This window comes from Streptomyces sp. R-07 (assembly GCF_049913175.1).
GTDB lineage: Bacteria > Actinomycetota > Actinomycetes > Streptomycetales > Streptomycetaceae > Streptomyces.
In genome coordinates this window covers 601,203-625,606 of the sequence record NZ_CP183978.1, presented here as the reverse complement: position 1 = coordinate 625,606, position 24,404 = coordinate 601,203, and the positions used below count along the sequence as shown (strand labels likewise).

Genomic DNA, 24,404 nt, shown 5'->3' with positions numbered 1-24,404 from the left:
CTCGCGGGAGCAGGTCCACAGGTCCTCCGGCGAAGGACAACAGTCGAGCCCGGGACGGACGTCCCGGGCTCGATGCATGCGCGGCGGTTTCGAGCACGCCTGTTCGAGGCGTGTGGAACCCGCTCGGTCAACCGCCCCGGCGGACCTTCGCGGCCCGGCGGGCCTCGGCGGTCTTGCGGGCCTCGGCGGCGCGGCGGGACTCGTTCTTGGCGCGGCCGGGCCGGCCGGGGACGGTGCCGATGCCCCGGAAGGCCGCGCCGCCGCGCTTGACGCCCTCCTGGCTCGGCGCGCTGCCGTCGACCGGGACGCCCGAGGGCTTCCGGGCGCCGGTGATACGGGTCAGCTCGGCCTCGCCGGAACGGACCCTGGTGACGCGGGGCCGGATCCCGGCTTCCGCCATGAGACGGGCCACGTCCTGGCGCTCCTCGGGCATGACCAGCGTGACGACCACGCCGGACTCCCCGGCGCGCGCCGTGCGGCCGCCGCGGTGCAGGTAGTCCTTGCCGTCGGCCGGCGGGTCGACGTTGACGACGAGGTCGAGCTCGTCGACGTGGATGCCGCGCGCCGCCACGTCGGTGGCGACCAGGACGGTGATCTCGCCGGACTTGAAGCGGTCAAGGGTCCGGGTCCGCAGCGGCTGCGACTTGCCGCCGTGCAGCGCCGCGGCCCGCACGCCGCTGCCGAGGAGGTGCTTCGCGAAGCGGTCGACGGCGGCCTTGGTGTGCAGGAACATGATCACGCGCCCGTCGCGGGCGGCGATCTCCGTGGCCGTGGCGAACTTGTCCGCGCCGTGCACGTGCAGCACGTGGTGCTCCATCGTGGAGACGGCGGCGGCCGAGGGGTCGACGGAGTGCTCGACGGGGGCCTGGAGGTAGCGCTCGACCACCTGGTCCACGTCACGGTCGAGCGTGGCGGAGAACAGCAGTCGCTGGCCGCCCTGCGGCACCTGGTCGAGGAGCTCGGTGACCTGCGGCAGGAAGCCCATGTCGGCCATCCGGTCGGCCTCGTCGAGGACGGTGACGGCCACCCGGTCGAGACGGCAGTCCTTGCGCTCGACGAGGTCCATGAGCCGGCCGGGGGTGGCGATCAGGACCTCGGCGCCGTCGCGCAGCGCGCCGGCCTGCCGTCCGATCGACATGCCGCCGACGACGGTGGCCAGGCGCAGCTTCATCGCGTCGGCGTAGGGGGCGAGGGCGTCCGTGACCTGCTGGGCCAGCTCGCGGGTGGGCACCAGGACCAGGGCGAGCGGCTTGCGGGCCTCGGCCCGGCGCCCGGCGGTGCGGGCGAGGAGCGGCAGGCCGAAGGCGAGCGTCTTGCCGGATCCGGTCTGCCCGCGTCCGAGGACGTCGCGGCCCGCGAGGGCGTCCGGCAGCGTGGCGGCCTGGATCGGGAAGGGCGCGTCGACACCGAGGCGGGTGAGCTCCGCGAGGAGTCCGGCCGGCAGACCGAGCTCGGCGAAGGTCACGGCCGGCGTGGGCGCGGGGCGCGCGTCGTCCGTGGGGGGCGTGGTCGTCATGCGGCACCTGGTCCGTCGAAAAGTCTGGAAAAAGCGACGGGCCGGGGCCCCCACCACACGGGTGGGGACACCGGCCGCGTCGGACGTGTCAACGTCAGGCGGGGAGGATGTTCTCCGCCTGGGGGCCCTTCTGGCCCTGCGTGACGTCGAAGGTCACCTTCTGGCCTTCCTGGAGCTCACGGAAGCCGGAGGTGGCGATGTTGGAGTAGTGGGCGAACACGTCCGGGCCGCCACCCTCCTGCTCGATGAAGCCGAAGCCCTTTTCCGAGTTGAACCACTTCACGGTGCCAGTAGCCATGTCATATCTCCTTCGGGGCGTAGCCCTGGGATCCGCACTGTGCGAACCCCGGCGTCGCCGTGATGATTGCCCCGTCCGGAAAACTGCACCGAAAACACAGCAAGTGCCTGACGATGTCGTATCGTCGAAGGCACTTGTAAGTATGGGAACCACGACTGCAACTGATCTCGACTGTAGCACGGCCTCCGGCGGGCGTGCACGAAAATGTCCGAATTTCCCGATCACTGAACCTGATCGATGAAAAAAGATCCACTCAGGCGAGCCTGCGGCCGCCGCGTGCGGTCAGGACGAACGTGACGGTGATGAGCAGGGCCCAGGCGCCGAACTTGGTGAGGGACACCGGCTGCCAGCCGTGCAGCTGGTCCGGGTAGCTCCAGGCGCCGACGTACGTGGCCGCGTTCTCGGCGACCCAGAGGAAGAAGCCGATCAGGCCGAAGGACAGGGCGAGGGGCATCCGGTGGTCGCGCTCGCCGACCCGGAACCGGACCCAGGTCCGCGCCGTCGCGGCCAGGAGCAGCGCGGCGAGGGCCCAGCGGGCGTCGGGCAGCCAGTGGTGGCTGAAGAAGTTCACGTACACGGCCGCGGCGAGCACCGCCGTGGCCCGGGGCCGGTAGCCCGTGAGCCGCAGGTCGAACAGGCGCCAGGCCCGGCACACGTAGCTGCCGAGCGCCGCGTACAGGAACCCGCCGTACAGCGGTACGCCGCCGAACTTCGTCAGCGCGTCCTCCGGGTAGCTCCACGAGCCCATCCGGACCTTGACCAGCTCGAAGAGCAGGCCGATGGCATGGCATCCGGCGATCACGGCGACGTCCCGGCCGGTGTCCCAGCCGAGCCTCCACGCCAGGACGGTGAGCCCGATGCCGTACAGGAGGAGCAGGTCGTAGCGGGCGACCGGCAGTTCGGGCAGCAGGGCCGAGACGGCTATGCCGCCGACGAGCGCGACGGCGAAGGCGCAGCAGCGCGCCTCCAGGACCGCGAAGCGCAGCAGCTGACGTGTCCCGTGGGTGAGCGTTCTCATGGCGGGAGGGACGCCGGCGGGCCGTGATCGGTTCGCGGGTCGCGTCACGGCGAAACGGCGGCGCGCCGCACCCCGGACGGGAGGTGCGGCGCGCCGCCGTGCTGGTGTGCCTGCCGGAGATCAGACCGCCGGGGACGGGAAGGTCGGGTACTCCACGCCGGAGACGTGCTGGACGACCCGGATGACCTGGCACGAGTAGCCGAACTCGTTGTCGTACCACAGGTACAGGATCGCGTTGTCGCCGTCGACCTTGGTCGCGCCGGCGTCGACGATGGACGCGTGGCGCGAGCCGACGAAGTCCATCGAGACGGCGTCGGGGGCCGTGGTGAAGTCGATCTGGCGCTTCAGCGGCGAGTGCAGCGAGACGTCGCGGAGGTACTCGAGGACCTCCTCGCGGGTGGTCTCGCGGCCCAGGCGCAGGCTCAGGATCGCGATCGAGACGTCCGGGACGGGGACGCGGATCGAGCTGCCCGTGATCGGGGCCTTGAGGTCGGGCAGCGCCTTGGCGACGGCCGAGGCGGCACCGGTCTCGGTGATCACCATGTTGAGCGGCGCGGAACGGCCGCGACGGTCGGCCTTGTGGTAGTTGTCCAGGAGGTTCTGGTCGTTCGTGAACGAGTGGACCGTCTCCACGTGGCCGCGCAGCACGCCGTACTCGTCGTCCATGGCCTTCAGCGGCGGGACGATCGCGTTCGTGGTGCAGGAGGCGCAGGACAGGATCTGCTCGTCCGGCTTCACCGTGTCGTGGTTGACGCCGTGCACGATGTTCGGCACGTCACCCTTGCCGGGCGCGGTCAGGACGACCTTGTCGATGCCGGGGCGCAGGTGCTTGGAGAGGCCCTCGCGGTCCCGCCACTTGCCGGTGTTGTCGATGAGGATGGCGTTCTCGATGCCGTACGCCGTGTAGTCGACCTCGGAGGGGTCGTTGGCGTAGATCACCTTGATCGTGTTGCCGTTGGCGACGATGGTGCTGTTCGCCTCGTCGACCGTGATCGTGCCCTGGAACTGGCCGTGGATGGAGTCGCGGCGCAGCAGCGAGGCGCGCTTCACGAGGTCCTGGTCGCCGCCGCCGCGGACGACGATCGCGCGCAGGCGCAGACCGTTGCCGGAGCCGGCCTTCTCGATGAGGAGACGGGCGACGAGACGGCCGATGCGGCCGAAGCCGTAGAGGACGACGTCGCGTCCGTCACGGCGCTCGATCTTGTTCTCGCCGGTGGCGCCGGCGACGGCCTCGGCGGTGAACTCCGCCACCGAGAGACCGCGGTCGTCGGTCTTGTAGTCGGCGGCCAGCACACCGATGTCGATCTGGCAGGGGCCCAGGTCGAGGGTGGTGAGCGTCTGGAGGAACGGCAGCGTCTCGGTGACCGAGAGCTCCTCGCCGTCGATCTGCCGGGCGAAGCGGTGGGTCTTGAGGATGCTGACCACCGACTTGTTCACCAGGGAGCGGCTGTGGACCAGGACGGTGACGTCCTGCTCCCGGTGCAGCTTCCCGATGATCGGGATCATCGATTCCGCGATCTCCTCGCGGTTCTTCCAGCTGGTGAACGAGTCGTCATTGACAGTCACAAGATTATCTTTCGAGCTAGGCGGCGCTCATATGGTAACCCCCGGCCGGTTTGATCAATCAAGGGGTGCCGAACCGTACGATGGGTCACGTGGGAAACCGCCCCGGTCGGGCGGACCCACCTACCAGGATGCGGGGGCATGGTGGTGAAGTTCGGGCTGCTCGGATCACTCGTCGTCCACGACGGGACGGAACTGCGGCCGGTCACCGGCCCCAAGGTCCGCGTCCTCCTCGCCGCACTCCTACTCCAGGCCAACCGCACGGTCTCCCGGGACGCCCTCAAGGAAGCCCTCTGGGGCGCCTCCGTCCCCGCCAGCGCCGACGCCGCCCTCGCCAACCACCTCACCAGACTCCGCCGCGTCCTCGCCGCCGCCGACGGCGGCACCGACGAGCGGCTGCGCACCGTGGCCCCCGGCTACCAGCTGATCGTCCACGAGGACGAGCTCGACGCCGACACCTTCGAGGCCCGGGTCCGGGCCGTCCGGCAGGCGCACCGGCGGGAGGACTGGGAGGCGGTCCGCCGCGAGACCGACCTCGCCCTGTCCCTGTGGCGCGGCGCCCCCCTCGCGGACCTCGCCCCCTTCTCCGACACCGAGGCACCCGCACTCCGGGTCCACCAGCTCACGGAGGCGCGCCTCCAGGCCCTCGAATGGAGCTTCGACGCCGAGCTGTCCCTCGGCCGCCACCAGGAAGCCGTAGCCCCGCTCACCACCCTGGCCGGGGAGCACCCGCTGCGCGAGGGCTTCCACCGGCGCCTCATGCTCGCCCTGCACCGCTCCGGCCGTCAGGCCGAGGCCTTCGCCGTCTTCCACCGGCTGCGCCGGAACCTGGTCGACGAGCTCGGCACGGAACCCGGCACCGCCGTCCGGGAGGCCCACGCGGAGGTGCTCGCGGGAGAACCCGCGCCCCGCCCCCGTATCCCCGCCGCCGTGGCCCGCCCGCCCTTCCAGCTGCCCTGCGAGGGGGACGCCTTCACGGGCCGGGAGGCCGAGGCCGCGGCCGTACGGGCGCTGCTGGGCGTCCCGGCCGAGGGCGCCGCGAGCGGACCGGACCCCGCGCGCGTCCGGGCCGTCGTCATCTCAGGTATGGGCGGCGTCGGCAAGACCGCCCTCGCGGTCCACGTGGCGCACCGGGTGCGCGAGGCCTTCCCCGACGGCGCCCTCTACGCCGACCTGCGCGGCTACTGCTCGGGCGGGGCGCGCACGGCCCACGAGCTGCTCGCCCGGTTCCTGTCCGACCTGGGGGTCCACCAGGACGCCCTGCCCGAGGACACCGACGACCGCGCCCTCCTCCTCCGGTCGGCGCTCGCCGAGCGCCGCGTGCTCCTGGTCCTCGACAACGCGCGCAACGCCGCCCACGTGGCACCCCTGCTGCCGGCCGGCGGGCACAGCGCCGCCCTGATCACCAGCCGCCAGCTCCTCGCCGACCTGCCGGGCTCCGCCAAGGTCCCGCTGGACCCGCTGCCCGAGTCCGACCAGCACGCGCTCCTCGCCAAGCTCGCCGGCGCCGAGCGGGTACGGAGCGAGCCCGAGGCGCTGGCCGACATCATGGGCGCCTGCGGGGGCCTGCCGCTCGCCCTGCACATCGTCGGCGGCCGGCTCGCCTCCCGGCCCTCCTGGCCCCTCGCGCTCCTGGCGAAACGACTCACCCCGCACCAGGGGCGGCTCGACACCCTCGCGATGGGGACCTTCGACGTCCGGCGCACCTTCGCCATGAGCTACGTGGCCATGCGGGACAGCGAGCAGCCCCTGGAGCGCGAGGCCGCGCGGGCCTTCCGGCTCCTGGGCCGGGTGTGGTCGGCCCACGCGGTCACCCCGCAGTCCGCCGCGGCGCTCCTCGACGTCACGGAGGCCCGGGCCGCCGCCGTGCTCGACGTCCTCGCCGACGCCCACCTCGTCCTCAACCCCGAGCCCGACCGGTACCGACTGCACGACCTGCTCGGCGAGTACGCCGCGCAGCGGGACGACGAGGACACCGAGGCGGAGCGCACCACGGCCCTCCTCCGGCTGCTCACCTGGTACGCGGCGGCCCTCGCGGCCGCGACGCTGGCGGCCACCCGCGAGACGCAGTCCCCGCCCCCGCCGGCCGAGAAGGCCGTGAAGAACCTGTCGCTGCCCGAGTTCGCGGACGACGACGAGGCGATCCGGTGGACCGAGCGGGAGCTGCCGGCCGTCCGGGACGCCCTCACCCGCGCCGGGGAGCTGGGCCGCTCCGACATCGCCTGGCGGCTCGCCGTGGGCCTCTTCGGCCATGCGAGCACGCACTGGTGGACGGGGGAGTGGGACGACTGCCTGGAGCAGGCCATGGACATCGCCCGCAGGCACGACGACCGGCTCGGGCAGGCCTGGCTGCACCGGCGCACGGCCGTCGCCCACGGCATGGCCTTCCGGAACGAGGCCTGTCTGAAGCACCTGCGGGTCGCCCTGGACCTCTTCACGGAGCGCGCGGACCTCACGGCCCAGGCGTCGATCCTGGGCAACATGTCGGCGGTGTACCTGCAGATCGGGGACTCCTCGCAGGCACTCGTCCACGCCGAGCGCTCCCGCGACCTCTACCACGCGACCCGGAACACCCGCGGCGAGGCGCTCCTCCTCAGCCGGATCGCCGACGTCCACAGGCTGCGCGGCGAACCGGACCTCGCGGCCGCGGACTACCGCCGGGTCATCGAGCTGATCAGGGGGACCGGCCACGGGGTGTTCCTCGCCACCCTCCTCACCAACTACGGCGACGTGCTGCGGGTCCTCGGCGACCGCGACGAGGCGTTCGAGGTCCTGGCGGAGGCGCTCTCCATCCGGCTCCGGATGCACGACCAGGGGGGTACGGCCGACTGTCTCGTCTTCACGGCCCGGGCCCACCACCACTTCGGGGAGTGGGACGCCGCCCAGGAGACCTGGGAGTCGTGTCTGGAGCTCGCCCGCCGGCACAACCTGACGAAGCGGGTCGACGAGTGCCTGGAAGGTCTGAAGGCCCTCGCGTCCCAGGCGCTGACGGACGGGACCGTCCCCCAGGGGCGTCCCGCGTACCCGGGAAGCCCCGGGACGTCCTGGAGACGGCCGGGACGGGGGAGCGAGGGCCCGCGGTCCTAGGGTCGGGACGGCGGTGGGCTTCGAGGCCCGCCGGCCTCCCCATTTCCCTTCACCCGTCACGGAGTTCGGCATGTCCACGTCCGCAACACCCCTGCGTCTCCTCGCCCTCGGCGGTGCCCTCGCCTCCGCCCTGCTCGCCGGTCCCGTCCCGTCGGCCTCCGCCGCCACGACCGTGGCGCCCGCCGCTGTCTCGGTCACCCCGGAGTGCGAGTCGGCCTGCTTCCTCGACGTACGGACCGGCGCCCACACGGACTTCGACCGGGTCGTCGTCGACCTCGGCGGTCCCAGCCTCCCGACCATCCTGGAGACGACGACCAACACTGTCGGCATCTACACCGAGAGCGGCGAGGAGCCCAAGCGCCTCCCCCTCGAAGGCAAGTCGTACCTGACGCTGCGGCTCATGGGCGTCAACAACATGACGACCAGCTACCAGGACTCGTTCACCGGCCCCACCGTGCAGCAGCTCGCCCTCCCCTCCGTCAAGGGCTACGGCCTGGCCGGCGGATACGAGGGGTACTTCGGCTTCGGCCTGGCCCTCGGCGACTACAGCAGCTACAAGGTCTTCACCCTCACCAGCCCCAACCGGCTCGTGATCGACGTCTACCACTGAGCCGACGCGCGCCGCTGACGGGTGCCGGTCACCGGAAGGCCAGGGTCCGGAAGACGTCCCTGACCCGGCCCAGTGGGCCGGGGTCACGGGTGAGACGGAGCCGGTTGGTGAGCAGGACGGCCCAGCGGCCGCGGGTGGGCGAGACCCACAGGGCCGTGCCGGTGAAGCCGAAGTGCGCCCAGACGTCCTCCGCCGGTTCGGTGCCCGGCGCCGGATGCCAGAACAGCCCGCGCGGCGGGACGAGTTCGCCGGTGTGGACGCGCAGCGACGCGGCCGTCCACCCGGCGGAGAAGGTGCCGGGCACCGGGTCGAGCAGGTGCCGCAGGAACCGGCCGATGTCGGCGGTGGTCGTGAAGACCCCCGCGATGCCGCAGGCACCGCCGAGGAGCCGGGCCGAGAAGTCGTGGACGGTGCCCCGGAGCGGGGCGCCGCTCTCCTCGTCGTACTCGGTCGGCGCGCACCGCTCCCGGTCCTCGGCGGGCAGCGGCCCGTACCGGGTCTCCGTCATGGCCAGGGGCGTCCAGACCCGGTCCTCGGCGAGCCGGGGGAGCGGCTGCCGGGTGAGGTGCTCGGTGAGGTAGCCGAGGATCAGCGCCGCCCGGTCGGTGTACGCGACGGCCTCCCCGGGCCGGTGCCGGAGCGGTTCGGCGAGGACGCCGTCGCGGACGTCCTGCGGATCGGAGCCGTACAGGTGCCGGAGGTTGGCGCGGAGCGGCAGGCCCGCGGTGTGGGTGAGCAGGTGGTGCGCCGTGGCCCCGGCGAGCGGCCGGCCCGCGGCCTCCGGCCAGTACGAGCCGAGCGGGGCGGCCGGATCGAGCTTCCCTGCGTCGACGAGGGTGCCGGCGACCGCCCAGACCGCGAGGATCTTGGTGAGGCTCGCGACGTCGAACAACGTGTCGGGGAGCGCCGGTCCCCCGGGGCGCGCCGGGTCCAGCAGCCCGACGGCGCCGGAGGAGAGGGTCGCGCGGGCGTCGCCCACGGCCCATGCGGCACACGGGTACGTGCCCGCGCGCGCGGCCTCGCCGAGGAGCCGCTCGAAGGGGTCGCTGCGCTGTGCCAAGGCGTGCCTCCGGCGGTCCGGGGAGGTTCGGGGCGGCCCTCCGAGGGGTCGACGGGCCGCGCTCCGAAGTCATGCCCCGGCGGTACGGGAAGACACCCTTCCGTCAGTGGCCGCCGCCGGCCTGTCGGCCGCCCTGCCCGGTGTCCCCTCCGCCGTCCTCGGCGACCGGCTTGCAGGTCACCTCGTCGCGCGGGGTGTAGTGGGTCTTGTAGGTCTCCCGCTTGACCTCGGTGCCGCCGTTCTTGAACACGCGGTCCACCGAGATGTCGAAGCCTTCGAGGGGCGGCTGCGGCACACAGGCCTCGCCGGTGCCCTCGCGCTTCGTGGGCTGCGTGAGGTTGGTGCGGGGTCCGGCGACCGCCTCCACCGAGTCGTACTTCTTCGTGCCGAGGAAGCTCACGGTGACCGAGGAGTCCGTGGCGCTCGCCTTGATGTAGATCGGCTTGCCCGTGTCGTTGCGGAACTTCAGGTCGAGCGTCCCCCAGGCGACGGTCGCCTCGCGGCCGGCCGGGTAGCGCTCGATGTAGAAGGAGTGCGCGCCGTGCTCGACGGGCTGCACCCCGGCGAAGAACATGGCGTTGTAGACGGTGGTGGCCATGGCCGACACGCCGCCGCCGGGCGCGGAGCGGTACTGGCCGTCGAGGATCATCGTGCCGTCCACGAAGCCGTTGTCCGGGGTCCGCTCGCCGACCGTCTTGTTGAAGCTCCACACCTCGCCGGGCTGCACCAGCGAGCCGTTGATGAGCTCGGCGGCCCGGCCGATGTTCGTCGTGCGGTACGGGGCGCTGGGGAAGTTCACCGTGAACGTCGACATCTGCTCGGTGATGCCCAGGCGGGCCAGAGAGGCTGAGCTCAGCTCGGGCTCGGTGACCTTGGTGGCCACCGGAGCCGTACGGGCCGCGTCGCCGGACTTGGCGAGCAGCGGGCGCACGGCGTCGCCGAGGGCCTTCGCGGTCACCTCGTGGCCCTGGCGGCCCTCCGACTCCACGACGACCTTTCCGTCCCGTACCCCGAGGGACGCCTCCTCCGGCGCGCCGTTCAGCGCGGCGAGGGGGCGCGCCACGTCCGGGTCGCGCAGCAGGGCCTCCTCGTCGAGGGAGGCGGTGAGGCGGCCGTCGGCGTTCTTCACGGTGAGGTGGTCGCCGAGGGTGGCGGGGGAGATCCGCAGCCGCTCGCCGCCCGCCGTGAGCGTCACCGGGCCGGAGACGGCCGGCTTCGCGTACGTGTCGAGGAAGCGGGACACCTCGGCGGCGGGCAGCTCGGGCTCGGTCACGGCGACGGGCAGCGTCACCGCAGCGGCGCCCGTGGCGGCCGGGTAGGCCGCGCGCAGGGTCTCGGCGGCCTGCCCGGTGTCCAGCTTGCGGCCCGTCACCGGCTGGGTGGCGACGGCCTCGCCCGCACGGAAGGCGACGGACCCCTCGCGGACCGTCCGGTCGTTCTTCTTGGCCAGCTCGGCCACGGCGGCCCGCGTCTTCGCCTCGTCGTACGCGAGGACCGGCCGGACCTCGCGCTCCCCGGAGGAGAAGAGCCGTCCGATGACGGTGACGGGGTCCCGGGACGGGTCGGCCGCCAGGTCGGCGGTCTTCGCCACGTCCACCGTCAGGCCGGCGGTGGCCGGGTCCACGGTGGAGGCCTGGTCGCCGACCCGCACGGATATCGGCGCCTTCCAGGAAGCCGGGGCCGCGGCCGTCAGCTTGGCCTCGGCCTCGGCGCGGCTCATGCCGCCGATGTCCACGCCGTCGACCCGGGTGCCGGCGGATATGTCGTCCCCGGTGGCGAGCAGCCCCGCCACATACAGGCCGCCGGCGGCGACGGCGACCACACCCGTCGCGATCGCCGCCGTCCGGAGATGCGGACGGCGCCCCTCACGGGGCGTCGGGGCAAGGTCGGTCCTGGAGCGGGGCACACGCTCTCCCGGGGCGTCGGGGACTGGGGCAACCACACGACGGTACGCCGAAAGAGTGTCTTATGCACATAAAGGCGGTTTGACCTGCGGGGATACGGAGCGGGGCAAATCGGGCACGGAGCGTGCGGCCGAGCGGGTGACGGCCCCCTAAGCTGGAGCGATGCCTGCCACCCCCGGCCCCGGGCATCCGGGGCCCCAGTCCGTCGACCGGGCCCTCGCCGTCCTCGACGCCGTCGCCGACGCGGAGCGGCCCGTCGGGGCGAAGGCGCTGGCCCGGCGGCTCGGCTGCGCCCTCTCGACCGTCTACCACCTGACCGGGCCCCTGCTCGCCCGCGGCTACCTCGTCCGCACCACCGAGGGGTACGCGCCCGGACCCCGCGTCCCGGCCCTGCACCGCTCCCACCAGCGGCACCACGGCCTCGGCGCCGGAACCGGCGAACTCCTCGGCCGGCTGCGGCGGGCCACCGGCGCCGAGGCGTACCACACCGCCTACCGCGACGGCCTGATCACCGTCGTCGACACCACCGCCCCCGTCACCGACGCCGGCCACCCCTTCACCCCGGGCCCCGAGGTCCGCGCCCACGCGACCGCCCACGGGAAGGCGCTGCTCGCCGCGCTGCCGCGCCCGCTGCGCCGCCGCTACCTGGCGGAGCACGGCATGGCCCGCTTCACCGAGCGGACGATCACCAGCGCCGAGCGCTTCGAGGCCGAGGTGGACCGGGTGCGCGGACAGGGCTTCGCCGTCTCGGTGGGCGAGGCCGACCTCGCGTACACCTGTCTCGCCGTCGCCCTGCCCGACCGCGGCGACGGCATCGTGCACGCCCTGTCCGTCTCCCTGCCCACCGCCGAGTTCGGGCGGCGCCAGGGCGAGATCCGGGCCGCGCTGACCCGCGCCGCCCCCGCCTTTCCGGCACCTGGCTTTCCCGCACCTGCCTTTCCGACCCTGCCGGAATCCTGAGCCGTCCCGCTCGCCCCACCGTCCCGGCCGCCGCAGAGTGGACGCATGATCTTCATCGCCGTCCGGTTCACCGCCCGCCCCGACCACGCCGACCGCTGGCTCGACCTCGTCGACGACTTCACCCGCGCCACCCGCGCGGAGCCCGGCAACCTCTTCTTCGACTGGTCCCGCAGCGTCGACGACCCGAACGTCTTCGTCCTCCTGGAGGCCTTCGCCGACGCCGAGGCGGGCGCCGCCCACGTCGCCTCCCCGCACTTCACGGCCGGACTCGCCGCCATGGCCGGAGCCATCGCCACCACCCCCGAGATCATCAACGTCGAGGTCCCGCAGCAGGGCTGGGGCGCCATGGCCGAACTCGCCCCGACCGACGCCTGAGCCGTCTCCCGGCACCCCGCGGCCCGCGCCGCCCCGCCTGGTAGGTTCGCGTGCACACGCAGGCGGGGCGGCGGGCCCGAAGGGAGAAGCGGCACATGGCGGTGAGCGGGCGGCAGACCGGCAGGCCCACCCTCGAGGAGGTCGCGGCCCGGGCCGGAGTCGGCCGCGGCACGGTCTCCCGGGTCATCAACGGCTCCCCGAAGGTGAGCGAACAGGCCAAGGCCGCCGTCGAACGGGCCGTCGCCGAACTCGGCTACGTCCCCAACCGCGCCGCCCGTGCCCTCGCCGGCAGCCGCACCGACGCCGTCGCCCTCGTGATCCCCGAGACCGAGGCGCGCCTCTTCGCCGAGCCGTACTTCCTCGACATCATCCGCGGCGTCAGCACCGAACTCGCCGACGCCGACAAGCAGCTGCTCCTGACCCTCATCCGCAGCGAACAGGAGCGGCAGCGCTTCGAGCAGTACCTCGCCGCGCAGCGCGTCGACGGCGTCCTCCTCGTCTCCGTGCACGGCGACGACCCGCTGCCCGACCAGGTCCGCGCCCTCGGCCTGCCCGCCGTCCTCAACGGCCGCCGCACCGAGGCCGAGCGGGTCGCCTTCGTCGACTCCGACAACACCGGCGCCGGCCGGACCGCCGTCGCCCACCTCGCCGCCCGCGGCAGGCAGCGGATCGCCACCGTCACCGGACCCCTCGACATGTACGTGGCCCGCTGCCGCCTCGACGGCTACCGCGAGGGCCTGACGAACGCCGGACTCGAACCCGACGAGACGCTCGTCGCCCACGGCGACTTCACCGAGGAGGGCGGCCGGCGCGCCATGCGGGAACTCCTGGACCGCAGGCCCGACCTGGACGCCGTCTTCGCCGCCTCCGACGTGATGGCCGCCGGCGCGCGGAGCGTGCTCCGCGAGGCCGGCCGCCGGGTCCCCGAGGACGTCGCCCTCGTCGGCGTCGACGACTCGGCCGTCGCCCGGCACATGGACCCGCCTCTGACGAGCGTGCGCCAGCCCATCGAGGAGATGGGCCGCACCATGGCGCGCCTGCTCCTGCAGGAGATCGCCTCGCCCAGCGACCCCGACGAACAGCCCCGCCGGATGCTGCCCACCGAACTGGTGGTCCGCGCCTCCTCCTGACGGGCGACAGCGCCCCCGACCGGCCCCGCCGGTGCCGAGATGCAGCCGCCCCGGGGGCCCCGGAGAATGGACACCGTACGGGGTCCGTATCCGCGACCAGGGCGCTCCGACGGCGTCCGACCCTGCGAGGGGGCGGTGGACGATGTCGCTGCGCCGGCCGAACCGGCCGCTCACCGCGTCCGGAAGACTGCGCGCCGGGACCCTCGTGTACCTCCTGATCGTGACCCTGCTGACCGTCGCGTACCTGGAATTCCCCGCCCGCCACACCACCCTGTGGGCGCTCATCGGCCTCAGCGGCGTCATCGCCATCCTCGTCGGCGTCCGTCTTCACCGGCCCGCCCGGCGCTGGCCCTGGCTGGTGCTCGCCGCGGCCAACCTCACCTTCGTCAGCGGCGACACCGCCTACAACGCCCTGGAGTCCTTCTTCGGCCAGACCAGACCCTTCCCGTCCGTCGCCGACGCCCTCTACCTGGCCACCTACCCGCTGTTCGCGATCGGCCTCTTCGGTTTCATCCGCTACCGGGCCGTCGGCCGTGACCTCGGCGTCGTCCTCGACGCGCTGATCCTCACCTCGGGCCTCGCGCTGCTCTCCTGGGTCAACCTCATCACCCCGCTCGCCAGGAGCGAGGGCATGAGCTGGATCGAGAAGGCCATCTCCATCGCGTACCCCCTCGGCGACGTGCTGATGCTCGCCATGCTCGCCCGGCTCCTCGTCCCCGGCGGCCTCCGCTCCCGGTCCGTGCAGCTCCTCACCCTGGGCACCTGCGGCATCCTGGCCTCCGACGTCATCTACAGCGCCCTCCAGCTCAAGGGCACCTGGCAGGTCGGCACGCCCTGGGACCTCGGCTGGGTCGTCTTCTTCACCGCCTGGGGCCTCGCCGCCCTCCACCCCTCCATGACCGGCCTCACCGAGCGCGCCCCGGAACCGGCCCCCCACGTCGCCGAGCGGCGCCTCGCGCTGCTCGCCGGAGCCTCCCTCGTCGCCCCCGCCCTGCTGCTCCTCCAGTCGCTGCGCCACGACGAGAGCAAGGACATCGCCGTCATCGCGATCTTCTCGGCCCTGATGTTCCTGCTGGTCCTCGCCCGTCTCCGGGGCATGATGAGCGACCACGGCAAGGCCGAGGCCCGCGAGCGCAGCCTCAGGCTCGCCGCCGCCTCCCTCGTCGCCGCCCTGAGCCCGCGTGAGGTCGCCGGAGCCGTCGAGACGGCCTCCGCCACCCTCTTCGGCCCCAGCACCTCCCACCAGGTCCTCCTCTTCACCCGGGACCGCCGCGGCGGACTCACCGCCGTGGCCACGGCGGAGCACCCCTGGAGCTGCCGCACCGACGAGCTGATCCGGCCCCGCGGCACCGCCTGGCACGAGCTCCTCGCCGAAGGCGCCCGGCTGCTCCCCCTGACCCGGCTCGACCCGTCCGTCGCCGCCGAGATCACGCCCGAGACCCACGTCCTGCTCTGCCCGCTGGAGCTCCAGGCCCCCGCCGGAGGCGAACCGCTGCTCGGCGTCATGCTCTTCGCGGGAACCGAGAAGAAGCTCGCGGAGATCTCGGGACCCGCCCAGTCCCTCGCCTCCCAGGCCGCGCTGGCCCTCGAACGCTTCGGGCTCAGCGAAGAGGTCAACCGCCGCACCAGCGAGGCCTACTTCCGCACCCTCGTGCACAACACCTCGGACGTCATCCTGATCGTCGACGACGACGACACCATCCGGTACGCCAGCCCCTCGGCCGATTCCATGTTCGGCCGCTCCCTGCTCCCCGGCACCCCCCTCACCGACCTCCTCGCCCCCGCCGACACGGCGAGCGCCCTGCGTCTCGTCGCCGACGCGCGTGCCCGCGGCGCCTCCGCCGCCCGCGACGACTGGAAACTGCTGCACGGCGGCTCCGAGGAACTGGAGGTCGAGGTCCGGTGCAGCAACCTGCGCGACGAGCGCACCGTCCACGGCCTCGTCCTCACCCTCCGCGACGTGACCGAGCAGCGGAAACTGGAACGGGAACTGACCCACCGGGCGTTCCACGACTCCCTCACCGGACTCCCCAACCGCGTCCTGCTCCTCGAACGCATCGAGCGGGCGCTGCTCCGCGGCCGCCGCGAGTCCACCCTGACCTGCATGCTCTTCGTCGACCTCGACGACTTCAAGGTCGTCAACGACACGATGGGACACTCCGTCGGCGACGAGCTCCTCGTCGCCGTCGCCCGCCGCCTCAGCTCGGTCCTGCGGCTCACCGACACCGCCGCCCGGCTCGGCGGCGACGAGTTCGCCGTCCTCATCGAGGGCGCGCGCGAGCCCCGCGACGCCGAGGCCCTCGCGGCCGAGATCGTGCACACCCTCAGTCAGCCGTTCCACCTCACCGACGGCGCCGTCTCCGTGTCGACCAGCGTCGGCATCGCGACCGTGCTCGACAGCGCCCACGCGGAGGAGCTCCTCGGCCACGCCGACCTCGCCCTGTACGCCGCCAAGGCCGCCGGCAAGAAGCGGTGGCGGCTCTTCCACCCCGAGCTCCACTCCCGGCTGGTCGCCCGCCACGAACTCCAGGCGGGCATGGACACCGCCATCGCCGACCACGCCTTCGCCCTGCGCTACCAGCCGATCGTCGAGGTGGAGGACGGCGCGCCGGCCGGTCTCGAAGCGCTCATCCGCTGGCCGCACGCCCGCCGGGGCATGGTGCCGCCCGACCAGTTCATCACCCTGGCCGAGGAGAGCGGCCACATCATGCCGCTGGGCGCCTGGGTCCTCGAACACGCGGCCCTCGACATCGCCCGCTGGCAGCGCGCCCACCCCCGCCACACCCCCCTGCGGGCCAACGTGAACGTCTCCGCCCGGCAGTTCCGCGACCCCGGGTTCCTCGAAGAGGTACGGCGCGCCCTCCGCTCCTCCGGCCTCGCGCCCGGCTCGCTCGTCCTGGAGCTCACCGAGACCGTCCTCATGCGCAAGGACGCCCAGATACGGACCACCATGGCCGCCCTCAAGGACCTGGGCGTCGCCATCGCCATCGACGACTTCGGCACCGGATTCTCCTCGCTCAGCTACCTCCGCGAGTTCCCCATCGACGTCCTCAAGGTCGACAAGTCGTTCATCGACGACATCACCACCGACCCGCAGCAGGTCGCCCTCGTGGAGGGCATCGTGCGCATCGCCGACGTCCTCGGCCTCCAGGTCGTCGCCGAGGGGATCGAGCACGAGGAGCAGCGGGCGCTGCTCGCCGAGATGGGCTGCCGGTACGGGCAGGGCTACCTCTTCGCCCGCCCCATGACCGCCCACCAGGCCGAGTCCTACCTGCACCGCGCCCCGCCCGCCGCCGCCGGTCCGCCCGTGCGGCCCGCGGGGCCCGCCCCGGCCGTCCGCACCGTCCGGCCCCCGCGCGAGTCCCGGTGGCGGGACCTGGAACACCTGCAGCGGACCAGCCTCATGTGCGACGCCGTCATCGACGAGATCGACGGCCGCCGCATCCGGGTCGGCGACGACTGGCTCGTCGACTTCGCCTCCTGCAACTACCTCGGCTTCGACCTCGAACCCGACATCATCGAAGCCATCGAACCCGAGGTCCGGCGGTGGGGCACCCACCCCAGCTGGTCCCGGCTCATCGGCAGCCCCCGCCTCTACCCCCGCATCGAGGAGCGGCTCACCGAACTCCTCGGCGCCCCCGACACCCTGCTGCTGCCCACCATCACCCTCATCCACCAGTCCGTCATCCCGCTCCTCGCCGGCACCGGACAGGTCTTCGTGGAGGCACAGGCACACCGCACCGTGTACGACGGCTGCGTCGCCGCCCGCGGAGAGGGCGCGGAGGTCCACCGCTTCCGCGCCGACCGGCCGGACGAACTCGCGACGCTGCTGCGCGGCGCGCCCGCCGACGCCGGCCGGCTCGTCTGCATGGACGGCGTCAACAGCATGACCGGCAACTTCCCCGACCTGCCCGTCCTCGCCCGCATCTGCCGGGAGAACGGCGCCCTGCTGTACGTCGACGACGCCCATGGCTTCGGCGTCATCGGGGAGCGCCGGGCCGGTGAGACCAGCCCCTACGGCTCGCGCGGCAACAGCATCGTCCGCCACTTCGGCGAGACCTACGAGAACGTGGTCCTGGTCGGCGGCTTCTCCAAGGCCTTCTCCTCCCTGCTCGCCTTCCTCGCGGTGCCGCACTGGCTCAAGGACCACCTCAAGGTGGCGGCGGCCCCCTACCTGTACTCGGGGCCCTCGCCGACCGCCTCGCTCGCCACCGCCCTCGCCGGACTCGACGTCAACGACGAACGCGGGGACGAGATCAGGGCCCGTCTGTACCGCAGGACGGCCCGCGTCCTCGCCCATGTGCGGGGCCTGGGCATCGCCACCCCCAACACGGACGGCCTGCCGATCGTCGAGATCCCGCTCGGCGACGCCCGGGACCTCGACGCCGTCGCCACCTTCCTCTGGGAGCACGGCATCTACGTGACCCTCGCGTCCTACCCGCTCGTCCCGCGCGACCGGGTCGGCTTCCGCATCCAGATCACGGCCGCCAACACCGACGAGGAGATCGAGCAGTTGTGCGCCGCCCTCACGGAGCTCGCCGAGCGCTTCACCCTGCAGCCCGTCGCGGCCGCCCGCCCCGTCGCGGCCGTCCGGCCCGCGGAGGAATGATGGACCGGACCCCGCAGAGCCCGCCGGAGACCGGCCGGGCGGTACGCCGCAACCGGGACGCCGACTGGGACGTCTGGCCCGTCGACGACTACCTCGCCGAGAACTACCGCAGCCTCCACCCCTACGACGTCGGCGTCATCCGCCACCACGCGGCCCGCTACCGGCGCTTCGCCCCCGGCAGCCTGTCCCGCACCCTGGAACTCGGCGCCGGCCCCAACCTGTACCCGCTGATGCTCGCGGGCGCCGCCGCCCGTGGCGTCGACGCCCTCGAACCCAGTGCCGCCGGCGTCCGCTACCTCCGCGAACAGCTCGCCCACGGCATCGACGACAGCTGGCGGCCCTTCTACGCCCTGTGCCGCTCCCTCGACCCCGCCCTCCCTTCGGACCCAGCGGAGGCGCTCCGCGGGGTCCGGGTCGTCCGCGGCACCGCCGACGACCTCGTCCCCGGCACGTACGACCTCGCCTCGATGCACTTCGTCGCCGAGAGCGTCACCGAGGACTTCGGCGAGTTCACCGCCCTCTGCGACGCCTTCGTCCGCGCCGTCCGCCCCGGCGGCACGCTCCTCGCCGCCTTCATGGAACGCATGCCGAGCTACCGCATCGGCACCGGCCCGGTCTGGCCCGCCTGCCCGGTCGACGAGGCCGCCCTGCGGGCCGTGTTCGCCCCCCGTACCACCGGCCTGCGGATCGTCAGGCTCGAGAAGGACCGCACCCTGCCCGAATACGGGGACACGGGCGTCCTGCTGCTCACCGGCGAAGCGGCGGCTTCCGCGCCGTCATGACAGCAGCTCCCGGTAGAGCGCCGCGTACCGGGCGGCGAACCGCTCGGGGCCGAAGTGGTCCTCGACCAGGGCCCGCCCCCGCTCCGCGAGCATGTCCCAGGAGCGCGGCTGGTCGAGCAGCCACGCCAGCTGCTGCCCGGTGCGGCGTCCGTCGCCCGCCGGGGCCCGCAGCACCGCGTGGCCGAAGTCGGCGAACTGGGGGAGGTCGCTGAGGATCGAGGGGCGGCCCGAGGCAAGCGCCTGGAGCACGGTGAGCGGGATGTCCGCATGCGCGCCGAGCACGGCCGGCGGGAAGAGAAGCACCTGGACGGAGGCGAGCAGGGCGTGCATGTCGTCGACGTACCCGCGCACCTCGACGTCCGTCAGCCCGGCCGCGCCGGCCTGCTCGCGCAGGGCCTCGTCGAGGGCCCGGGTGTCCTGCCCCGGCCGCCCGCGCATGGCGAGCACGAGCCGGAACCTGGCCCCTTCCCGGTGGGCCTCCGCGGCCGCCTCGATCGCGGTCTCCGCCCCGCCGTGCGGATCGTGGTGCCCGGTGAAGAGGACCGTGGGGAATCCCTCCGGTCGCGGCAGGTACGGCCACTCGTCGAGACCGATCATGGGCGGTATGACGCGGACGTCGCCGAATTCGGCGGCCCGCAGCCGACGGGCCATCGACTCGGACAGGGCGACCGTCGTCCCGAGCGGCCGGGCGCGCCGGAGACGGCGGTTGTCCGTCACACCGGGCACGGTGTGCACGACCGGCCGTCCGCCGAGCAGCAGCGGACGCAGCCAGGAGAAGGCCGGGAAGGCGCGGCCGATGGTCAGGAAGGCGTGCACGAGGTCGACCCGGTGGGCGAACAGGGCCCCGGCGAGCGCGGACTGCACCCGCGCGGGGACGTGCGTGACCCCGTCCCGGGAGAGGACGCGGACCGGCCGTCCGCGTGCCGGAGCCCCCTGCCGGCCCGGCCACTGGGCGAACCACACGAAGTCCACGTCGGGCAGCGCCCCGAGGACGTCGGCGGCCAGCCGCACGTCACAGCCCCCCGGCCCGTCCAGCGGACCACTGGTCAGGAGCAGGACACGGGGCCGCTCACCGCGGAGCATCGGGCACCTCCGCGACGGCAGGCCCCGGCGTCGGCGTCGGCGTCGAGGTCACGGCGGGCGCGGGCACATGGACCGTGTGGCGGACGGTCACGGTACCCTCCCGGCGGTCCGGGCCCGCGTGCCGGGCAGGCGGTCGGCGGTCCGGCGCACGGTCTCGGTCCCGGCCTCGGGCAGCAGGTACACCTCGGGCGCGCGCGGGATGCGGCCCCCGGGGAACAGCGCCTCGGCCTGCGTCCGGTAGCCCCGGATCAGCTCCGCCTTGCGGTCGAGGTCCCGTTCCCAGGCGCGGGCCACCAGACGGTGCCGGCCGGTGAACTCCGTGTCGGCGGCGGCCGTCTGGTCGTACGGGAAGTCGCTGTAGTACACGACCCGGCGGCCGCTGCGCTCGGCGGCGGTGCGCACCAGGACGTGGTCGGCGTGCCCGCCCACGCCCAGGGGCGCGAGCACCAGGCCGCCGGAGCGGGCGGGCAGCAGCGCGTCGATCGTCTCCCCGGCGTCGCGGAGGGTCTCGGCGTCGTGCGCGGCGACCCGGCCCCGGGCCAGGTGCAGCCGGTACGTCGGGTACACGTGCGCCAGTTCGGGGAGCAGCCGGGCCAGCCGCTCCGTACCCGGGCGGACCCGCGGCAGCCGCCGGAACAGCCCGTCGACCAGGCCCACATGGCGCCAGTCGACGCCGAGCAGTTCCAGGACCCGCCGGTCCTCCTCGCGCCGGTCGGCGAACAGCTCCTCCGCGTCACCGGCCCGGGTCCGCTTCAGGTACTGCCGGGCGGAGCGGGTGTACGGCGGCGGTGCGGCCTCCGTGAACAGCGTGGCGACCGTCACGGGGGCCCGCCGCCCCGCCCAGCCGAGCAGCGCGCCGCAGGACAGCACGGCGTCGTCCAGGTGCGGTGAGAGCACGAGTATCGGGACGTCTGAGCCGAGGACTGTCCGGACGAACGCGGTCAGCGGGTCGTCTGCCATGACGCACCCCTCTTCCTCGGCCGCCGCGCGGCGGCGGGTGAGTCCACGAGCCGGTGGGCCAGGGCGAGATACCGGCCCGTCATCTCGTCCCACGTGTAGTGCTGCGCCGCGATTCCGGCGCGGTGGCCGAGCCGGCGGCGGAGCGCGGTGTCCGTGGCCAGTTCGGTCATCCGCGCGCCGAACGCCGCCACGTCGAACGGGGGCACGGCCACGTCGCCGCCGTCGCGCATCCAGCGCAGCGCGGGCAGGTCGAAGTGCAGTACGGGCTTGCCGTACGACATGCCCTCCAGGGCCGCCAGACCGAAGGTCTCGTGCCGCGACGGCATCACCAGGAAGGCGCTGTCGCGCAGGAGCTGGCGCCTGCGCTCGTCCCCGGCGTACCCCACCCAGTGGATCCGGGGCTCGGTACCGCCGGCGTGCGCGGCGACGAGCGCGGCGAGGCGGCGTTCCTCGACGGGCGTGCCGCTGCCGGCGAGCAGCAGGTCGAGCGGGGGCCGGGCCCGGCCGTAGGCGTCGAGCAGCAGGTCAAGCCCCTTGACCCAGGTGTCGATCCGGCCCAGGAAGAGGATGAACTGTCCGGCCCCCAGCTCGGCCTTGTCGAGGAGGCGCTGGTCCACTCCGTCGGGGATGACCTGCACGTCGGCCCGGCGGCTCAGCCTGCTGATCACCGCCCCGTCCGCGGGGTTGTGCGTCACGATGTGCCGGTAGCAGCGCAGCCCGAGCCGTTCGACCAGCAGAAACGGAAAGTGGCAGCGCTGCTGCGCCTCCGCGCCGCGGCCCTGGTCGATGCCGATGACGGGGGCGCGGGTCGCCAGGGGCAGGAAGCTCGTCGAGAGCGGGGGAGTGAAGTTCTCCAGCCACAGATCGTGCCGGATCCGGCGGGCCACGAACGGCAGCGCCGCGAGGAACAGCAGCTGTCCGGCGCGCGGTCCGGCCCGGCCCACCGGCAGCCGGACGTACCGGATGCCGTTCCGGTCCTCGGTGCCGCCGCGGCGGCCCGCCGTCACGACCGTCACCTGGAAGTCCTCGGCGAGCCGCCGTGCCACCTTCCCGGCCATCAGGGCCCCGCCGCCGCGGTGGGCGGGGTTGCCGACGTCGTCGTAGATCGACAGCACCACGTGCCGCCGCTCCCCGGCCGCGACGCGCTCCGGTTCGGCGGCGACCCGCTTCCCCGCCTCGTCGAGGATCCGCTCCAGGGCCGTGCCGGCCACGAGGGACAGGGGCCGCTCGCCGTCGAGCCGCGCGATCCGCGGCAGCCGCCGCGACCAGCTCCGGTAGCGGGCCCACCAGACGGTCGGCGGTCCCGCGATCTCCTCCGTGCGGCGGCCCCGCAGCGTCTCGGGCCCGGTCTCCACCAGCAGGGTCAGACCGTAGCCGTCGGCGATCCGGCGGAAGGCGGCCGCCGCCTTGGACGAGGCCGGCAGGTCGAACCGCACCAGGCCGTCCAGCGGTCCGCGGTCCGTGAGGACCACGGCCTGCCCGCCGTGCGCCCGCGCCCGCGCGAGCAGCCGGGCGAGTCCGATCCGGGCCGTGAGCCCGGAGGCTTCGAGGAACGCGTGGGCGCGGCGCAGCCGGGGTCCCCGGCGCTCGGGATCCGAGGCGCGCCGTGCCCACTCGTCCCCCTCCGGTTCCCCCGCATCCCTCACGCGTGGCGGAACCGGAGACCGGCGGCACAGGAAGCAGCCGTGGCAGGGGAGAGCGACGGTGGTGACACCGTGTTCGCGGAGCAGCGTCCCGAGACGGGACGCCAGCGAGGAAGTGACCGCGCCGTCGGGTCCCGACACCGCGACGAGCAGAGGGCCCCGGAAGGTCGTCATGACCCCCGCCTCCCACCCGATGTGCTGCCCTCGCGCGCGGCGAGGATCCCGTCGCGGCACGCCCGGGCACGCGAGCCGGGGTACCGCGACGGAACGGGGGTGACGTGCCATGCGAAGTGCCGGGAGTTCTCCCGGCGGGGCGCGGGGCACAGGGTCACGCGCGTGATCAGGGCATGGGCGAGGGCGGCGTCGCTCCCCCGGGGAATCGGGGCGTGGGCGAGGGGAGCGTCACCGCGGCGGGGAACCGGGGTGTCGGCGGCGTTAGTCAGCCCGGGAGTCGAGGCATGGTCGACGGCACCGTCACGTGGGGCGGGGTCGGCCGAGGTGCGGGAGCGGGGTGTCGCGGCTGGTCCGGACGGGCCGGCTGATCGGCCCGAGCGGCGGCCGCCGCTCGCGGTGTGCGTCCTGGCCGTGCGGGCGCGCCGCCGCCGCGCGGCTCCGCGCGGCCTGCAGGCGAGGCTCCGGGGCGGAGGGACGCCGAGGCGGGTCCGGTCGGAGGCCCGGCGGGCCGGGTGGGCGGTCGGAGGGTGCGGGGAGCTGCAGAGCGAACGGCGCCGGAAGTCGGCGAGGGGCCAGTCGGTCACCCGTCGCAGAGGGTGCGGAGCGGGTGCCACCGGCGTTCGGCTGAGGGGGCTGGAGGTCACGATGAGCCTCTTCCGTCAACCGACCCTGCCGAGGGAATGCCCTCAGGGTCCGGTCTGTCATGAAATCTGCCTTCCTTTACGGTTAGCACCCTTCGGAGTGGTTCGTCAACCGGAGGAGCCGCGGGGGCCGCGGAAAGGCCCGTGCGCCAGGCGCGACAGGGCGTTGTGCGGCCGCTCGCGGAGGAGGGTGCCGAGGATGCGGGCGCCGTCGCGGATCGTGCGGGGGTGCGACGGGCCGTGACGGCGCCCTTGAGGGCGCGGCTGTTCGAGACTCGGCACCTCGGCGACGCGCAGCCCGTAGTGCAGTGCGTGCATGACCAGTTCGGCGCCGAGCTCGACACCGTCCTCGCGCAGGTCGAGGAGGTCGACGAACGGGCGCCGGAACGCGCAGAATCCGTACCAGAGATCCGTGAGGTGCTGACCGTACAGCCGGCGGGCGAGCCGCAGCAGCGCGCGGTGCCCGAGGCGCCTCGACAGCGGATAGTCGGCGTAGTCGCCGCCCGCGATGAAACGCGATCCCTTGACGAAGTCGTAACCGCTTTCCAGGTAGTGCAGGTAATGCGGGATCTCCTGCGGCGACATGCTTCCGTCGGCGTTCATCAGGACGATCAGGTCCCCGGTCGCCGCGAGCAGCGCCGCGTGCGGGATGTCGCCCCGGGTGAAGTCCCAGTCCGGGAGCCGGAGCACGGCGAGCCCCTCGCGCACACCGCCTTCCTCGGCGGGACCGCCGATCAGGACGACCTCCCGCACGCTCGGCGGCACCTGGTCGAGGAGCCGGTCGAGCGCCGCTCCCGGGCGTCCGTCACCGGGGCGGACCGTGAGGACGAGACTCACCGTCCGGGTGCCGGAAAGAGGCGATCGGTCGGTCGACCGGCGCAGGGGGTGCGAATCGCTGCTCATCGGGAATCGCTACTCATCGGTTCGGCCTCACTCGTCGGTTCGGCCTTTTCGGGCGGATGGCCCGCGTTCTTCAGAATCCAGCGCCCGG

17 protein-coding genes are annotated in these 24,404 nt (G+C 73.6%); 7 read left to right on the top strand and 10 right to left on the bottom strand.

Features of this window, described 5'->3' with window-relative positions:
• Positions 1–127 precede the first annotated feature (127 nt).
• From ACN9M0_RS03025 to ACN9M0_RS03010, 4 genes are all read right to left on the bottom strand, one after another.
• Entirely contained in the window at positions 128–1,516 is a 1,389-nt protein-coding gene (locus ACN9M0_RS03025) for a DEAD/DEAH box helicase (protein WP_366042699.1), read from the bottom strand.
• A gap of 94 nt (positions 1,517–1,610) precedes the next feature.
• Positions 1,611–1,814: a cold-shock protein gene (locus ACN9M0_RS03020; protein WP_033201600.1), complete on the bottom strand. Its 204-nt coding sequence runs from the start codon at positions 1,812–1,814 to the stop codon at positions 1,611–1,613.
• 253 nt (positions 1,815–2,067) lie between these two features.
• Positions 2,068–2,832: a DUF817 domain-containing protein gene (locus ACN9M0_RS03015; protein WP_426403056.1), complete on the bottom strand. Its 765-nt coding sequence runs from the start codon at positions 2,830–2,832 to the stop codon at positions 2,068–2,070.
• Between the two features lie 120 nt (positions 2,833–2,952).
• Positions 2,953–4,398 carry a glyceraldehyde-3-phosphate dehydrogenase gene (locus tag ACN9M0_RS03010; protein ID WP_366040467.1) on the bottom strand — a complete coding sequence of 482 codons (1,446 nt, stop codon included), beginning with the start codon at positions 4,396–4,398 and terminating at the stop codon, positions 2,953–2,955.
• A 138-nt stretch (positions 4,399–4,536) separates the two neighbouring features.
• On the opposite strand from ACN9M0_RS03010, the gene ACN9M0_RS03005 reads away from it, so the two are divergent.
• Both ACN9M0_RS03005 and ACN9M0_RS03000 read left to right on the top strand, forming a co-directional pair.
• Positions 4,537–7,482, top strand: coding sequence for an AfsR/SARP family transcriptional regulator (locus tag ACN9M0_RS03005; protein ID WP_366040466.1), 2,946 nt, complete (start codon positions 4,537–4,539; stop codon positions 7,480–7,482).
• Between the two features lie 70 nt (positions 7,483–7,552).
• A complete protein-coding gene (locus ACN9M0_RS03000) occupies positions 7,553–8,092 on the top strand; it encodes an AMIN-like domain-containing (lipo)protein (RefSeq protein WP_366040465.1) in 540 nt (179 codons plus the stop codon).
• A 28-nt stretch (positions 8,093–8,120) separates the two neighbouring features.
• Here ACN9M0_RS03000 and ACN9M0_RS02995 read toward each other — a convergent pair whose 3' ends face one another.
• Together ACN9M0_RS02995 and ACN9M0_RS02990 are read right to left on the bottom strand one after the other, a co-directional pair.
• Complete coding sequence (locus tag ACN9M0_RS02995) at positions 8,121–9,152, bottom strand: serine hydrolase domain-containing protein (RefSeq protein ID WP_366040464.1); 1,032 nt, start codon at positions 9,150–9,152, stop codon at positions 8,121–8,123.
• Between the two features lie 103 nt (positions 9,153–9,255).
• The gene (locus ACN9M0_RS02990; protein WP_366040463.1) at positions 9,256–11,058 is read right to left on the bottom strand and encodes a VanW family protein; all 1,803 of its coding nucleotides are present in this window, start codon (positions 11,056–11,058) and stop codon (positions 9,256–9,258) included.
• 160 nt (positions 11,059–11,218) lie between these two features.
• Between ACN9M0_RS02990 and ACN9M0_RS02985 the strand changes: the two genes are divergently transcribed.
• From ACN9M0_RS02985 to ACN9M0_RS02965, 5 genes are all read left to right on the top strand, one after another.
• Positions 11,219–12,016: an IclR family transcriptional regulator gene (locus ACN9M0_RS02985; RefSeq protein ID WP_366040462.1), complete on the top strand. Its 798-nt coding sequence runs from the start codon at positions 11,219–11,221 to the stop codon at positions 12,014–12,016.
• Positions 12,017–12,061: 45 nt separating this feature from the next.
• The gene (locus ACN9M0_RS02980; RefSeq protein ID WP_366040461.1) at positions 12,062–12,391 is read left to right on the top strand and encodes a putative quinol monooxygenase; all 330 of its coding nucleotides are present in this window, start codon (positions 12,062–12,064) and stop codon (positions 12,389–12,391) included.
• Positions 12,392–12,486: 95 nt separating this feature from the next.
• Entirely contained in the window at positions 12,487–13,521 is a 1,035-nt protein-coding gene (locus ACN9M0_RS02975; RefSeq protein WP_366040460.1) for a LacI family DNA-binding transcriptional regulator, read from the top strand.
• Positions 13,522–13,663: 142 nt separating this feature from the next.
• Positions 13,664–18,130: an aminotransferase class I/II-fold pyridoxal phosphate-dependent enzyme gene (locus ACN9M0_RS02970; protein ID WP_366040459.1), complete on the top strand. Its 4,467-nt coding sequence runs from the start codon at positions 13,664–13,666 to the stop codon at positions 18,128–18,130.
• On the top strand, positions 18,127–18,912 hold the full coding sequence (locus tag ACN9M0_RS02965; RefSeq protein ID WP_366040458.1) for a class I SAM-dependent methyltransferase: 786 nt from the start codon (positions 18,127–18,129) through the stop codon (positions 18,910–18,912). Before ACN9M0_RS02970 ends, ACN9M0_RS02965 begins: the two co-directional genes overlap by 4 nt.
• Here ACN9M0_RS02965 and ACN9M0_RS02960 read toward each other — a convergent pair.
• From ACN9M0_RS02960 to ACN9M0_RS02945, 4 genes are all read right to left on the bottom strand, one after another.
• Positions 18,907–19,995, bottom strand: coding sequence for a glycosyltransferase family 4 protein (locus tag ACN9M0_RS02960; RefSeq protein WP_366040457.1), 1,089 nt, complete (start codon positions 19,993–19,995; stop codon positions 18,907–18,909). The two genes, ACN9M0_RS02965 and ACN9M0_RS02960, sit on opposite strands and share 6 nt — an antisense overlap.
• 87 nt (positions 19,996–20,082) lie before the next feature.
• Positions 20,083–20,955: a PIG-L deacetylase family protein gene (locus tag ACN9M0_RS02955; RefSeq protein WP_426403055.1), complete on the bottom strand. Its 873-nt coding sequence runs from the start codon at positions 20,953–20,955 to the stop codon at positions 20,083–20,085.
• Positions 20,937–22,772, bottom strand: a complete 1,836-nt coding sequence (locus ACN9M0_RS02950) for a glycosyltransferase family 4 protein (protein WP_366040455.1) — start codon at positions 22,770–22,772, stop codon at positions 20,937–20,939. Before ACN9M0_RS02950 ends, ACN9M0_RS02955 begins: the two co-directional genes overlap by 19 nt.
• Positions 22,773–23,521: 749 nt before the next feature.
• On the bottom strand, positions 23,522–24,316 hold the full coding sequence (locus ACN9M0_RS02945) for a glycosyltransferase (RefSeq protein ID WP_366040454.1): 795 nt from the start codon (positions 24,314–24,316) through the stop codon (positions 23,522–23,524).
• Between the last annotated feature and the right edge of the window lie 88 nt (positions 24,317–24,404).